General features: G+C 46.8%; 12 protein-coding genes and 1 riboswitch. Of the genes, 10 read left to right on the forward strand and 2 right to left on the reverse strand.

Annotation, left to right across the window (positions count from 1 at the left end; all coding sequences use genetic code 11):
- The first annotated feature begins 20 nt into the window (after positions 1–20).
- From NV381_RS26115 to NV381_RS26140, 6 genes are all read left to right on the forward strand, one after another.
- Positions 21–947: an ABC transporter permease gene (locus NV381_RS26115; RefSeq protein WP_258216234.1), complete on the forward strand. Its 927-nt coding sequence runs from the start codon at positions 21–23 to the stop codon at positions 945–947.
- A gap of 95 nt (positions 948–1042) precedes the next feature.
- The gene (locus NV381_RS26120; RefSeq protein WP_419182301.1) at positions 1043–1873 is read left to right on the forward strand and encodes an ABC transporter permease; all 831 of its coding nucleotides are present in this window, start codon (positions 1043–1045) and stop codon (positions 1871–1873) included.
- A 36-nt stretch (positions 1874–1909) separates the two neighbouring features.
- Positions 1910–2968 carry an ABC transporter ATP-binding protein gene (locus NV381_RS26125; RefSeq protein WP_258216235.1) on the forward strand — a complete coding sequence of 353 codons (1059 nt, stop codon included), beginning with the start codon at positions 1910–1912 and terminating at the stop codon, positions 2966–2968.
- Entirely contained in the window at positions 2953–3948 is a 996-nt protein-coding gene (locus NV381_RS26130) for an ABC transporter ATP-binding protein (protein ID WP_308862294.1), read from the forward strand. Before NV381_RS26125 ends, NV381_RS26130 begins: the two co-directional genes overlap by 16 nt.
- 41 nt (positions 3949–3989) lie before the next feature.
- On the forward strand, positions 3990–4457 hold the full coding sequence (locus NV381_RS26135; RefSeq protein WP_258216236.1) for a DinB family protein: 468 nt from the start codon (positions 3990–3992) through the stop codon (positions 4455–4457).
- A 268-nt stretch (positions 4458–4725) separates the two neighbouring features.
- Positions 4726–5853, forward strand: coding sequence for an NADH:flavin oxidoreductase (locus NV381_RS26140; RefSeq protein ID WP_258216237.1), 1128 nt, complete (start codon positions 4726–4728; stop codon positions 5851–5853).
- A 73-nt stretch (positions 5854–5926) separates the two neighbouring features.
- Here NV381_RS26140 and NV381_RS26145 read toward each other — a convergent pair whose 3' ends face one another.
- Complete coding sequence (locus NV381_RS26145; RefSeq protein ID WP_258216283.1) at positions 5927–7303, reverse strand: MFS transporter; 1377 nt, start codon at positions 7301–7303, stop codon at positions 5927–5929.
- A 162-nt stretch (positions 7304–7465) separates the two neighbouring features.
- On the opposite strand from NV381_RS26145, the gene NV381_RS26150 reads away from it, so the two are divergent.
- The gene (locus tag NV381_RS26150) at positions 7466–8305 is read left to right on the forward strand and encodes a helix-turn-helix transcriptional regulator (RefSeq protein ID WP_258216238.1); all 840 of its coding nucleotides are present in this window, start codon (positions 7466–7468) and stop codon (positions 8303–8305) included.
- Positions 8306–8445: 140 nt separating this feature from the next.
- Positions 8446–8637, forward strand: a riboswitch (cobalamin riboswitch).
- A 615-nt stretch (positions 8638–9252) separates the two neighbouring features.
- A complete protein-coding gene (locus tag NV381_RS26155; RefSeq protein WP_258216239.1) occupies positions 9253–9630 on the forward strand; it encodes a (2Fe-2S) ferredoxin domain-containing protein in 378 nt (125 codons plus the stop codon).
- Between the two features lie 14 nt (positions 9631–9644).
- On the opposite strand, the gene NV381_RS26160 is transcribed toward NV381_RS26155, so the two are convergent.
- Positions 9645–10148, reverse strand: a complete 504-nt coding sequence (locus NV381_RS26160) for a GNAT family N-acetyltransferase (RefSeq protein ID WP_258216240.1) — start codon at positions 10146–10148, stop codon at positions 9645–9647.
- A 208-nt stretch (positions 10149–10356) separates the two neighbouring features.
- Between NV381_RS26160 and NV381_RS26165 the strand changes: the two genes are divergently transcribed.
- The gene (locus NV381_RS26165; protein ID WP_258216241.1) at positions 10357–10950 is read left to right on the forward strand and encodes a TetR/AcrR family transcriptional regulator; all 594 of its coding nucleotides are present in this window, start codon (positions 10357–10359) and stop codon (positions 10948–10950) included.
- On the forward strand, positions 10947–14081 hold the full coding sequence (locus tag NV381_RS26170) for an efflux RND transporter permease subunit (protein ID WP_258216242.1): 3135 nt from the start codon (positions 10947–10949) through the stop codon (positions 14079–14081). The genes NV381_RS26165 and NV381_RS26170 overlap by 4 nt, the downstream gene beginning before the upstream one ends.
- Positions 14082–14123: the final 42 nt, after the last annotated feature.

A 14123-nucleotide genomic window follows, 5' to 3' on the forward strand; every position in this document is an offset into this window, starting at 1 on the left:
CCTCGAAAGGAAGGATCGCTATGGCTTCAGCCATTATTCGTAGGGCTTTCACTTCCCTTCTGGTCATTATCGGGTCGCTGGTGCTCGTTTTCTTTATTCTGTACCTGCTTCCCGGTGACCCGGTCTTGGCGATGCTGGATGGAGTGAGCGCCAGTCCGGAAGCCGTGCAAAATCTGCGCCAGCAGCTAGGCTTGGATAAACCTTTGGGTATACAATTCGCTCATTACTTCTGGGATATGATTCGAGGCGACTTTGGCAAATCGCTCGTAAATGGAGATCCGGTATTACCTAAGATTTGGGAGCAGCTTCCATCGACGGTTGCTTTAACTCTAGCCAGCTCCCTGGTGTCAATAGTTATCGGCGTTCTGTTGGGAGTGCTCTCAGCGGTTCACCATAACCGGTTTATTGACATTATCGCAAGGATCATCAGCTTGTTCGGCATATCGACGCCAACGTTTTGGTCAGGAATTCTGTTAATTCTCATATTTTCCGTTCAGCTTCATTGGTTCCCGGCTATGGGGTCGGATGGATTCAGCACGCTGGTGCTTCCTGCCTTGGCGCTTGGATTTGTTACCTCCGGCTTTATCGTTCGGATGGTAAGAAACAGCATGCTGGATGTCATTCACGAGCAGTTCATTGTGACGCTCCGTTCCAAAGGGCTGCCTGAACGCATCATTATGTATCGACATGCGCTGCGCAATGCGCTCATTCCCGCTATTACGATGCTGGGCGTGCAAATAGGGGAGCTGCTAGCCGGAGCCGTCGTAATCGAAACCGTGTTTTCCCGTCAGGGCGTCGGCAGGCTGCTGGCGGACGCCATTACTGCCAAGGATTTGCCCGTCGTTCAGGGAATTATTTTGTTCACGGCCGTTATGTATGTTCTTGTAAATTTACTGGTTGACGTGTCATACTCTGCGATTGATCCCAGGGTAAGACGTTCAGCGTAGAAGCTTTTTTGAGGAAAGGAGAATGGTTTGTGAAGCATGCCGCGTCAGCAGAAGTTGTATTGCCTGGAAAAAGGCTGCATCTATCCCTACTTAAAATTGGCAATAAAAAGCTGTCCATTACGGATTCATTAGTCTATATAGCCGGACTTATCATCCTGCTAATTAGTATATGCGCTCTTTTTCCGCAATGGATTGCACCTTACGCCCCCACGCAAATGATGGCTGATGCCATCTTGAAGCCGCCGAGTGCGGCACATCTGTTCGGTACCGATTATTACGGCAGGGACGTATTTTCCTTAGTCGTATTCGGAAGCCGTGACTCCTTGTTTATCGGAGTTGTCTCCGTGCTTATTGGCGGGATAACCGGAGGCACCATGGGAGCGTTGTCCGGCTATATTGGAGGCTGGATCGATGGGGTTCTTATGCGGATTGTCGATGTCCTAATGACCATTCCCGGTCTTTTGCTGGCACTCGCCATTGCTGCTGCCCTTGGTCCAAGCTTTTTCAATGTGGTGTTAGCTGTCAGTGTTTCCGCTATTCCGGGCTATGCCAGAGTTATGAGGAGTCAAGCGATTGCGATGAAAGGACGTCCTTTTATTACCGCCTCCTATTCGATAGGCTCCAATCACTGGCATATATTTACGCGCCATATATTGCCGAATTCGTTATCCCCTCTGCTTGTTATGGGGACGATTGGAGTAGGCTCTTCCATTCTCATTGGCTCCGGGCTCAGCTTTCTTGGTCTAGGTGTATTTAGAGAAATACCGGATTGGGGTACGCTGCTGTCCCAGGGAAGAGGGTATTTAACGGTTGCTTGGTGGATGGCGAGCTTTCCTGGGTTGGCCATAACTTTGTTTGTTCTTTCTGTTAATTTAATAGGCGATAAGTTCAGAGATCACTTGGACCCTAAGAAAAAAAGAATTTAAGTTACACTTAAAGATATCTTTCCAGGAGGGATTGACTTGACACTTCTCGATATTCAACATTTGACCGTCGATTTTGCCACAAAACATGGGCTGCTTACTGCGATTACGGATGTATCACTTTCCATTAAAGCTGGCGAAACCGTGTGCCTGGTTGGAGAATCGGGAAGCGGCAAGACGGTAGCTTCCAAGTCGATAATGAGGTTGATTGATTATGAGAACGGCGTAATCTCCAAAGGCAGCATCCTGCTGGAAGGAGTTGATCTAGCTGCCTTATCCCAGGAGCAGCTACGGGTGCTGCGTGGCAAAAAAATAGCGATGATCTTTCAGGAGCCTATGGCAGCTTTCGATCCTGTTTTTACAATAGGCAGTCAGATTGTGGATAATATTATTCAGCATAAACGAGTGAGCAAACAGGCTGCCGCGCAGCAGTCCATCCAACTGCTGTACAGAGTAGGCATACCGGAGCCTGAGCTGAGGATGCGCCAATATCCGAACGAGCTTTCCGGCGGTATGCTGCAGCGTGCAATGATTGCAATGGCTTTGTCCTGCGAGCCAGAGCTGCTCATTGCTGATGAGCCTACTACGGCACTGGATGTGACCATTCAGGCGCAAATTTTGCAGCTGCTGCAAGAATTGAAAGCCGAATATAACATGTCTATTTTATTAATTACGCATGACATGGGTATTGCTGCACAATTAGCGGATCGGATTGTTGTTATGTATGCAGGCAGGGTCATGGAGCAAGCAGCAGCCATCGAGCTCTTTCAACAGCCGTACCATCCCTATACGAAAGCTTTGCTGCAATCGATTCTTACGTTGGAAGGCAACCGGGATAAAAGACTATACTCGATAGAAGGATCGATTCCGAGCCTGACGGAGCTTCCGGAAGGCTGCCGATTTCATCCACGCTGCTCCTACGCTACGGATAAGTGCGTAAGATTCAATCCTCCGCTGCAAGAGATCAACGGGCGGGAAGTGGCCTGCTGGCATGCCGAAGAGCTGGTTGAGACACAATGGGGAGCTCAGCAGCGTAATCTGTCTTTTCCGGCTGCCCAAGCGATTTTAACCGATGAGATACAGTGGATACTGCTCTAGGGGAAGCTGCCGCGAAGCGTAATTTATTTGAAGTAAGAGGATTGCAAAAATTTTATAAAGCCAAGAAGAGGATTTTCAATAAAAACAGTATGTTCATCCGCGCTGTGGATGATGTTTCTTTTTCTATTCAACAAGGAGAGGTATTCGGTCTTGTAGGGGAATCCGGCAGCGGGAAATCGACGCTAGGACGGGTGCTTCTACAGCTGGAGAAAGCAACGGCAGGCAAAGTGCTGTTCCAAGGAAATGATTTAACTCTCCAACATGGAGATGAGCTGCGTAAAGCACGACGCGACATGCAAATGATATTTCAGGACCCGTACGGATCTCTTAGTCCCCGTTGGAAGGTCGGAGATATTATAGGTGAGCCTCTTGAGGTGCATAACCTGTTGAAAGGGAAGGAGAGAAGAGCACGTGTCGAGGAGCTGCTTGAATGGGTAGGCTTAAGCGCGTCATGGTATAACCGGTATCCTCATGAATTTTCAGGTGGACAGCGGCAAAGAATTGGTATAGCGAGAGCCATTGCGCTTAATCCCAAGTTTATTATGGCTGATGAAGCTGTATCTGCACTCGACGTATCCGTTCAATCGCAAATCGTCAATCTGCTGCAGGATTTGCAAAGCAGGATGGGGCTTACTTACCTGTTCATTGCTCATGGACTGCAAATTGTCCGCCATATTTCCAACCGCATTGGAGTTATGTATCTTGGTAAACTGGTAGAGATCGCTCCGAGCGAGGAGTTGTTCCTGCATCCCGCGCATCATTATACAAAGGCGCTAATTGCTTCGATTCCTTTACCTGACCCGGCTCGTAAAGGTGAGTTTGCCGAGCTGCAGGGGGAAATTCCTTCTCCGGCCAACCCGCCTTCAGGCTGCCGGTTTCATACCCGCTGCCCGGCGGCCACGGCAAGATGCAAGGAAATTCAGCCGGAGCTTCAGGAGCTTCGGCAAGGCCATTGGGCTGCATGTCATTATCCATGCTAGCATGAGCGAAAGCTTTATTATTATAAATGGAGGAATGTATAATGAGCCAGACGACAATTGATATTCAAAGCTATAAGGACACGTATCATAAGCTGAAGTCAGCTACAGAAGGATTAACGGAAGATCAGCTGAAATGGAAAGCGGCCCCTGATAAATGGAGTGTAACCGAGGTTCTATCTCATTTGACGGATCACAGCATCGTATTTTCATTTCGTATCCGAAAGCTTATTTCTGAAGAGGCTGTGCAATTGCCGCCGTTCCAGCAGGATCCTTGGGTCAGCGAGAGTAAGGCGAATGAGGGTTCGGCAAACGACATTCTTGATGTATTCGGAGTTCTTCTTACTTATAACAGTCTGCTCTTTGATCGGCTGCCTGCAGAGGCTTGGAGTAAAACAGGCATCAATATTAAAGGAGAGACGGTAACGCTTCTTCAGTCCTTCCAATCGTTTATTAAGCATGTGGACACTCATCTACTGCAAATTGATAGGATTAAAAACGCTTATCAGTAGAGCTACATTACGTCTGAATGGCTTGTAAAAGGAGAAAGATAATAATGGAGCTATTTGAATTGGGCAGGGATGGGACATTAAGGCTACTATAGGATAAAAGAACGTTAATACTTCGGTTAACGTTCTTTCTTTTTTACATGAAGTCAGTAGTAGCGGTTTGAGAAAAAGTGTGATATAGTTATTTTTGTTAACTGTAATAAATAATATGACAGTTCGTTGTGTGGCAGTTTCAATAGGAATATTAATATTGCATTGGAGGTAATAAGGAATGAACAATCAAGAGACACAATCAACCCCAAAAGTAGGGCCGTTGTTTGAACCCTTTACAATAGGGAACCTGAAGGTGAAGAATCGTATCGTAATGGCTCCTATGACCAGAGCCTTCTCTCCTGGAGGAGTGCCGGGTCCAGATGTGGCTGCTTATTATCGCCGCCGTGCAGAGAATGGCGTAGGCCTCATTATTACGGAGGGCACATTAATTAATGATCCGGCAGCAACGAATAATCTTAATATACCCAATTTTCATGGTGAGGATGCATTGAACGGCTGGGCTAATGTTGTCTCTCAGGTTCATGAAGCGGGTGGACTTATTATGCCGCAGCTGTGGCATATTGGTACGGATCGTAAGATTGGTGCCATTCCTAATCCTGAAGAATTGCCAATCGGTCCTTCTGGTCTGGACATTGCTACAGGAGAGAAAGTAAATGAGCCGATGAGCGAAGCCAGAATCGCTTCTGTAATCGCAGCATACGCACAGGCAGCGGCAGATGCCAAGCGAATTGGTTTTGACGGAATCGAGCTGCATGGGGCACATGGTTATTTGATCGACCAATTTTTCTGGGAGAAAACCAATCAACGCAATGACAATTACGGCGGGGATCTCGTGAGAAGAACCCGGTTTGCCGCTGAAATTGTGGAAGCATGCCGACGTGCGGTAGGTCCGGATTTTCCTATTATCATACGTATATCGCAATGGAAATCAAGTGATTACCAAGCGAAATTAGCACAAAATCCGGAGCAGCTTTCCCAGTTTCTTTCACCTTTAGTGGAAGCAGGGGTTGATGTGTTTCATTGCTCTACACGCCGCTTCTGGGAGCCCGAATTTGAAGGCTCAGACCTTAACTTTGCCGGCTGGGTCAAAAAAATAACAGGAAAGCCTACCATTACTGTAGGTTCTGTTGGACTGGACAATGAGTTTATATCTTCTTTTAAAGGTGAAAGCGCAGGTACGGCCAACGTGGATGCATTAATTGAAAAGCTAAGCAAAAATGAATTTGATCTGGTTGCTGTCGGTCGCGCTTTGCTCGTAGATCCTGCTTGGGCAGCTAAAATTCGCGATGGCCTGACGGATGAGCTGAAAGTATTTACTCCTCAGGCTTTGGGAACATTGTCTTAATAGTTTAAGTAAAGATGAACTCAGTAAACAAGACCGGAGTACCTTGGATTCAAGGTATTCCGGTCTTGTTTATTCAACGGATTGTGCGGCCAATAAACGCGAACGAGAGTATGCTGCCGCCGAACAAAATAACGGTTGTAACGACGAGTGACATATGCATTCCGGCAATAAAAGATTCGCTGCCGTTTACAATCGAGCCGAGGATGGCAACGCCCAGCGTCGCGCCAAGCTGTCGGCTTGAATTCAGCGCCCCCGAAGCTGCACCGGTTTGTTCCTTAGGGACAGAAGAGATAACGGCTACCATCAATGATGGAATCGTAAAGGACATTCCGAAACCGATGAGGAGCAAACCAATCAGGGTAAGTGCATAACTTGTAGTCACATCTACCCATACCTGCAGAAGTGTACCCAGAGCAGCAAGACTAAACCCGATCGTCATCGGTATTCTTGCTCCGATTCGACCCACGATTCGACCGGCGAAAATTGGATTGAAGGCCATTGGAATCATCATCGGAAGGAGCGCTAATCCTGCCATATGAGCCGAAAATCCGCGCAACTGTTGAAAGAATAATGGCAGTATGAACAGAATCCCCGACATGCCGATGTTTATCGCCATCCCGGCAATCATCCCCGCCGATACGGTGGAATTTCTGAATAGCCGCAGAGGAAGCAGCGGTGTTTTGCCTTTTGCCTCCACCATTATGAATACGATGGCGCATAACAGTGCCAAATTAAATGCCCCCCAAATTACAGGGGAGCTCCAACCGTATGCTTCCCCCTCCATGAGGGCGAAGGAAAAAGCGACAATGGCGGTAATAGCCGAGACTTGGCCTGCTAGGTCAAAGCTTTGCCGCGGATTTCGGATGGTTTCGTTGACGAACTGCGAAGTCATGATCAAACTAATGACAGCAAGCGGCACATTGAGAAGAAAAATGCTGCGCCAACCGAGTGAATCGACCAACAGTCCGCCGATGACAGGTCCTGCCGCCATCGCTATTCCCGTTACCGCTGCCCATATGCCGAGAGCCCGAGCACGTTGGGCCGGTTCAGGGAAAGTATGGGCCAAGAGGGTGAGCGAGGCTGGCAAGAGGGCTGCGCCTCCTACACCAAGTATCGCCCGCAAGCCGATAAGTGCACCAAGAGACGGAACAGCTGCCGAAATGGCTGATGCGATGAGAAATAGCACCAGACCGCTGATATAGACTCGTTTGGCCCCCAATTTGTCGGCAATCGTACCCATCGACAACAGCAAGCCCGCGAAAACGATCGTGTAGGCGTTGACCACCCATTGAAGGCCGGCTATCCCTCCGCCCAAATCGGCACGAATAGCAGGTAATGCGACACTTACAACTGTCATATCCAGGAGTACCATAAAGTATCCTAGAGAAAGTCCTAGAAGCAGTAACGCTTTTGCCAGCTTACCGGAACTGTTAGACTGTACTTGCATCACTTTTTCCAAGCGGAATTCCCCTTTCATTACAAGATTGAATTATTCACCATTTCCTGTAATAGTAAGTGTAGAATAGATCGTATACTAGAACGAGATGAGAGTTTATCATAGGATTAATTCTCCTACTATAAGAATCCGACAAAGGGGAGCGGGTGTGAAACAATGGAACAATCAGCCAATGAACGATTACATGAGCTGGCTAAGTTTTTGCAGTCACGGCGCGCCCGTATTTCACCCGAGCAGGCCGGCTTGCCTAACAGAGGCCGTCGGCGGACGCCAGGACTTCGGCGCGGGGAAGTAGCGGCGCTTTCAGGCATCAGCGTGGATTGGTATACGTGGCTGGAGCAAGCGCGAAACATTCAGGTATCCGCTCAAGTGCTGGAGAGTATTGTGCGGGCTCTCCAACTTGATTCGAATGAGCGCAAACATTTATTTCTGCTGGCCCTCCAGCAGCTGCCAGCTGATCTGATCCCAAGCGAAAGCATCATTAGCCCAAAGTTGCAGAGCTTCCTTGATCTGCAGGGGACGAGTCCGGCCATTGTTACTGATCAGCGTCTGAATGTTGTTGCATGGAACAAGGTTGCAAGCATGATTTACGGGAATTATGAGGTTATGTCGATGCGCGAGCGCAACTCTGTCTGGCGGACGTTCACATCACCGTATATCCGGCAGTTGCTCCAGGAAACATGGGAAACTCATGCGCGACACCGGTTAGCTCAGTTTCGCGCCAATTACGGGAAATTCGCAGGAGATCCTTGGTGGATGGAGCTCATCGATGAATTAAATCGAGCAAGCGAGGAATTCAGGACATGGTGGCCAGAGCATGATGTTCTGAACGGACCTGAAGGAAGGAAAATCAATTATCATCCAACGGTCGGACTAATCGTATTCGATCAAATTTCATTTCTTGTATCGGATGCTCCCCACCTTACCGTCACGATCAATATACCGTCAAACGATGACGATACGATCTCCAAGCTGCGCAAGCTTCTATTAGAGTAATTATTTTTATCGAACACTTGACGTTGCTGAGAATATAAACTATTCTTTAACTTATAAATAGTAATTATTACTATTTATAAGTTATTTTTAATTGTTAAAAACTTAATATTCATGTATGATCAGTGTTGTTCAATCATAACTGTAAATTGTGGGAACAAGGTGCTTCATTCAATGGAGCGTAATAGGGAAGTTCGGTTGAATGCCGACGCGGTCCCGCCACTGTATCGGAATAATCGCTGCTATCATGCCACTGATTCTGTTTCTTGGATTGGGAAGGCAGCTGCGAGGTAAATTCCGGAGCCAGGAGACCTGCCTGTTCTGACAACACTGCTAACCTACGGGAGATAGGGAAGTGTTAAAGACGGCCGTCGTATGCTCACAGCAGCTAATGGCATCTTTACCTTTTCATGCATTTTTCTTGCTGAGGGGTTTAGATGTCTTTTTTATTTTCGTCGAAAGGTATTGGAATAGAAGGCTTTTCTACAAGCTTGTACCAAGTATAAATTTGGGCTCAAAACTGAAATCAGAGATTGACGAAGTCATTCGATTTCGTCTCCGTTGCCCAGCTCAGCTTTAGACAAAACTTTAAGATCAGCAACGACAGCGCACACAACTTTATTTGAATTATTCCATTCGAGCTATTGCCTCCTCCCCAAAAACCTGCATCTATACATCCATTTGATTTGCATATCGGCCGATTTCTTGAATTCATGCGAATGTGCATTTATTTTTTTCATCCTTAGCTGAAACGGATCGTTTTCCATGAGAATTGATGTACTTTTGCAGGTCTTTTCTCACAATCGCGATTTCGCTAGAAAATAACTGCTTGTTTGCAGGATTTTGTGAGGATAGATGGTCGGAGGAGGGTCAAGCACACTGATTTGAAGCTTCGATCAGAAGCTTTTCTTTTTTGGGATTGGGAATTAGGAAAGAGAGGCTTAATAAAAATGACGACTTGGAATTTATCTGATGTAACGCATCATGTATTTATTTGCAATGGAGGCAGCTGCCTGCGACAGCAGGGGGAGGAGGTTACAACGGCAATTCGTGCAGAAATTGCGGCATTGGATGCGGACGGCCGAATACATACAACAAGAACGAGATGCAATGGGCGCTGCGAGGATGCATGCGTAGTGATGGTATATCCCGAAGGGGTTTGGTATAAAGACGTAACACCGGATGTTGGACGACGTATAGTTCGGGAGCATTTACTTGAAGGCAACCCGCTGCAAGACAGGATGGTATATTCTTACAGTGAGAGCTTCAAAGCAACCGGAGTAGGGAGCACGGGCGCAACTAAAGCCAGAAGCCAGGCGAAGAGCTAGAGGATCAACTGGGTTTAAAAGGTTATGACCATCATATCATCGTCCCAGTATTGTCCGTTCGTTTTCATAGCGTTTCGTTCTGTTCCATACGTAGTGAAACCAATGGACTCATAAAGTTTTTTGGCTGCAAGATTGTTGGATACAACAGTTAATTTAATTTGCTCTAGGCCTGGAAATTGTTTGGCTCGTTGTATTAATTCGGTTAGCAGGGCATAGCCCACTCGCATACCACGGAATTCAGGGCTCACATACATGGCATAAATAGTACCTTTATGTGTAATTTTGGGATTGCTTTCTCGCACGAAGGTAACGATTCCCGCCAGCTCATTAGCTTTACTAAAGCAGCCCAGAGTAAATTTTAATTCTGTTTGCTCTAGATTTTGCTGGAATTCTTCAATAGGCTTTATTAATTGTATTTCATAGGTTGTTAAAAAAGCTTCAGGATTTTCTTTAAGAGACTTGAGTCGGATCTCCCGATAAATCTCGGCATCTGCCGGATTCAAACAGCGAATGTTCATTGGCGCAGCTCCATTCTAACAGCGATTATTCAAGTAAATTGTTACAATTATACATCTGCTGTGTCAATGAAACAAGCTTTATAAGGAGTAGTATTCTGTAGAAAATAATACCCTCAGCATGAGTTGCATGGACTGGATAATGATGTTAATATAAAAATGACTGATCAGTCAGTCATAAATAAATAAGTGGGAATGGGGGGTTAGGCGCATGGGTGAGGACAAGAAAGAAGGCATTATAGAAGCCGCGTTAAAGCTCTTCGAGGAGCAAGGATATCATACTACCAAGGTATCGGATATTGTACGTGTAGCAGGTGTTGCCCAGGGGACCTTTTATTTGTATTTCAAGAGTAAAGAGGATTTGTTCCGCAGCATTGCCGAGTCATGTCTGGATGAAATCGCTGTAACCATTAAACAAAACTGCACAGGGAACGTCAAGGATGAGGCATTTTACCGAATGATGCAAGATACGCTTCGTGTGTATTATCATAATAAAAGCATTTTGAAAATTTTGAAGCAGCACGGGTCGGCTTCCTCAGAAATTGGGGATATTTCGGATGCTTTTTACCGGAGGATTATGCTGGTCATTAAGCAATCGTTAATGGAATGGGGTGCTTTTCCAAACTATTCAGAGCAGCAGCTGGAGGTTATGGCCTTTTCGAAAATAGGGATGGTCGAGATGGTTGCTTATCAATATTTTATTATCCAGAAGTATGATGAAACGCATATTGAATCGTTAGCACAAATTCTCACAGGTATAAATGCGCCATGTGAGTTGGGGCCAATGGATGCAGGTGGCGAATGATTGCTAAATTGCTAAAGTACCGTAAAGTGACGCTCCTGTTCTTTTGCATGGCTATGCTTCTGGGAATTGTCAATGTACTTACGCTGAAGCAAAGGGAAAATCCGGAAATTGATGTGACCGTGGCGCTTGTCAAGACGATTTATCCGGGTGCTTCGCCTGAGAAGGTAGAACAGTTGGTTACGCGTCCGCTGGAAAAAAAGATTAAGGAAATGAGCGACATTTCCATTATGAGCTCGACCTCCATGGCTAATGTTTCGGTCATCAATGTGGAGATCAAGCCGGATACGGACATTAAACGAACCTGGGATACTTTGAGGCAAAAGGTACAATCCGCGGAGAGCGAGCTTCCTGCTGAGGCGGAAAAGCCTGTCGTCAACGACGATATGAGCAAGATTGCGGAGCAAATACTTCACTTTGTCGTAGATAAGAAGGAGCAGCTGGAGCCTCTGAGGCCAATGATGGAAATTTGGAAAACTCAGCTTAGTGCGGTTCCTGGGGTTAGCGATGTAGATATCATTGGTCTCCCTGAGCAGGAAGTAGCCGTTATTCTCGATACAGATAAGCTGGATACGTTCAAGCTGCCTTGGGGGATTGTTGCCCAATCGCTCATGACCAAGCATGATCGGGTTCCTTTGGGAACGGTAGAAAAAGGCGCTAAATCCTTCTACGTCGATATGTCCGGGGAATGGAAGACGGCTGAGCATATTGCCAATACGGAGCTTCTGGGGCTTCCGGCAGGCAGTGCTTTAAAAATCCGGGATGTTGCGAATGTGAAGCTGCGTCCCAAGGAATCGGAAGTCAGTATTTTTCATAACGGCAAACCGACGCTTGATTTAGTTATTAATGCGAAAAAAGGAGCCGATATTCCAGCACTGCAGCATTTGATTGATGTGAAGGCCTCTGAGCTGCGCAAGCAGCTTCCGAATGAGGTGCAGATGGAATCCTTGTTCTCACAGAAGGAAAGCCTTGATCACTTATTTAAGGAGCTGGGGCGAGAGTTATTGATTGGTATTGCTGCCGTTATTCTTGTCTGCTCCATGGGGCTCACCTTTGGAACTTCCTGGATTGTAGCGCTGGCGATTCCTATTTCTATCACAGTAGGTTTTATTCCGGTAGAGCTGATGGGGATAGATCTTAACCAGATTACGGTTGTTGCGATTGTTATTGTGCTTGGCATATTAGTGGATGATGCGATTGTTGTAAATGACAATATTCAACGGCGCTTGCAGCTAGGCGATTCACCTGCAGTAGCATCACTAGAAGGCAGTCGGGATGTAGCCATATCTATACTTACAGCTACCATTGCTACTGCGGCAGCCTTTCTGCCGCTGTTCTTCTTAAAAGGCAATATTGGCAGCTTTATTCGACCCTTGCCTGTTGTTATATCGCTAACCTTGGCTGCTTCAATGGCGATGTCCTTGACGATCATCCCCATCTTCCGCCAATGGGCAGGTGAACGCGCGCTTCGCAAAAAAAAGCCAGGGCTTTCAGCCTCCTCTGAAATGAGGCTCCATGAGAGCGATGTACAAGGTGCATCAATGACACCTGGACTGCTGGGCAAACCGATCCAACGTTTGAGTGTGTTTTACGGCAAGCAAATACATCGCTTCCTCAAACGCCCGCTCTTGACGGGCACAGCAGCCTTATTGATTGGAACTAGCAGCTTCGGCTTGCTTCCCTTGCTAGGCGTACAGTATTTCCCGCCTGCGGAGAAAGCTGAGATGCTGATTGATTTCAAGCTTCCGACGGGCCGTACTCTCGCCGAAACGGAATATACGCTGCAAAAAGCAGCCGATTGGATGCAGCAGCAGCCTGGCGTTGTGTTCGTATCGAGCTATTCGGGCAGAACTACGCCACGTTTCTACTATTCCGAATCAGATCGGACAGGGACAGAGATTGGCCAGTTGTTCGTCAAAACGGACCCCAAGGTGATACATACTCAGAAGGTAATAAGCACCTGGAGACAGGAGCTAAAAAAGCTTTTTCCGGAGGATGTAGAAATAACGCCACGGGAGCTTGAGCAGGGACCTCCGGTTGGAGCACCGATTGCTATTCGTATTAGTGGTGGCGATCTGCTCCAGTTAAGACAGCTGTCCCATGATGTTCAAGACATTCTCAAGGGAATTCCAGGGACAATCAGCGTTTCGGATGATGTGGGAACAGATATGAACACGTTCCAATTGCTGCCGGATCCCGCCAAGCTTCAGCTTTATGGAGTTAGCGAGAAGGATCTGTCACAAACGATACGCATCGCAACAGAGGGGCTGACGGTTACTACGATGCAAAAAGAAGAGGATCTGCTTGATGTAACTCTTTATGCAAAAGAACATAGTGCCGACCCTCAGGAAACGATGAAAAAAATGTACGTCCCTATGCAAAAAGGCGGTACCGTATCTGTACGCGAGCTTGGTGATATCCGCAGCGGTCAAATGATTAAATCTATTCATCACCGCAATCAGACACGAACGATTATTGTCAGAAGCTACACGGAGAATCGTCTTCCAGACGATGTCGTAAAGGAAGTAAAAGAACAAATGAGCCGCTACCCGATACCGGTTGGATATACGGTGGAATATGGCGGAGAGAATGAAGAAAGAAACGATGCGTTTGCCGCTATCGGAAAGCTATCCATCATTGTTGTTTTGTTAATTTATATTTTAATGGTTATGCAATTTTATTGCTTGTCCATACCTCTCTTGATTCTCTCTACCGTTTATTTGGCCGCTGGTGGAGCCGTAATCGGCTTGTATCTGACAAATTCTCCTATCGGCTTTATGGCATTGATGGGATTAGTCAGCTTGGCTGGGATTGTGGTAAGGAACGGCATCATATTAATCGAGTTTATTGAGCAGGCAAGAAAACGCGGATTAGCCTTGCATGAAGCAGTTGCTGAGGCGGGTAAAGCGAGACTGCGGCCTATCCTGCTTACGATGGCTACAGCGATAGGCGGATTATTGCCGATGACAATTATGGGCGGAAATTTATGGAGACCTATGGGAATTACGATCATATCAGGGTTAATTTATTCAACCTTACTTACCTTGATTGTTGTTCCTTCGCTATTCGTAATCCTTGAAACGTGGAGGGAAAAGCGGGCGGCCAAACGAGGAGAGACCGCAGTTCACGGTTAGTCCACAATTGGAGGGGATTGTCTTGAAAAATATGAGCAAATC

Source organism: Paenibacillus radicis (ex Xue et al. 2023) (assembly GCF_024722015.1).
Classification (GTDB): domain Bacteria; phylum Bacillota; class Bacilli; order Paenibacillales; family NBRC-103111; genus Paenibacillus_S.

Bases quoted from the DNA above. Each gene is read 5' to 3' on its own strand.
- NV381_RS26150 (WP_258216238.1), top strand. From the start codon at position 7,466: ATGGAACAATCAGCCAATGAACGATTACATGAGCTGGCTAAGTTTTTG.
- NV381_RS26165 (WP_258216241.1), top strand. From the start codon at position 10,357: ATGGGTGAGGACAAGAAAGAAGGCATTATAGAAGCCGCGTTAAAGCTC.
- NV381_RS26135 (WP_258216236.1), top strand. From the start codon at position 3,990: ATGAGCCAGACGACAATTGATATTCAAAGCTATAAGGACACGTATCAT.
- NV381_RS26155 (WP_258216239.1), top strand. From the start codon at position 9,253: ATGACGACTTGGAATTTATCTGATGTAACGCATCATGTATTTATTTGC.
- NV381_RS26160 (WP_258216240.1), bottom strand. From the start codon at position 10,148: ATGAACATTCGCTGTTTGAATCCGGCAGATGCCGAGATTTATCGGGAG.
- NV381_RS26140 (WP_258216237.1), top strand. From the start codon at position 4,726: ATGAACAATCAAGAGACACAATCAACCCCAAAAGTAGGGCCGTTGTTT.
- NV381_RS26115 (WP_258216234.1), top strand. From the start codon at position 21: ATGGCTTCAGCCATTATTCGTAGGGCTTTCACTTCCCTTCTGGTCATT.
- NV381_RS26170 (WP_258216242.1), top strand. From the start codon at position 10,947: ATGATTGCTAAATTGCTAAAGTACCGTAAAGTGACGCTCCTGTTCTTT.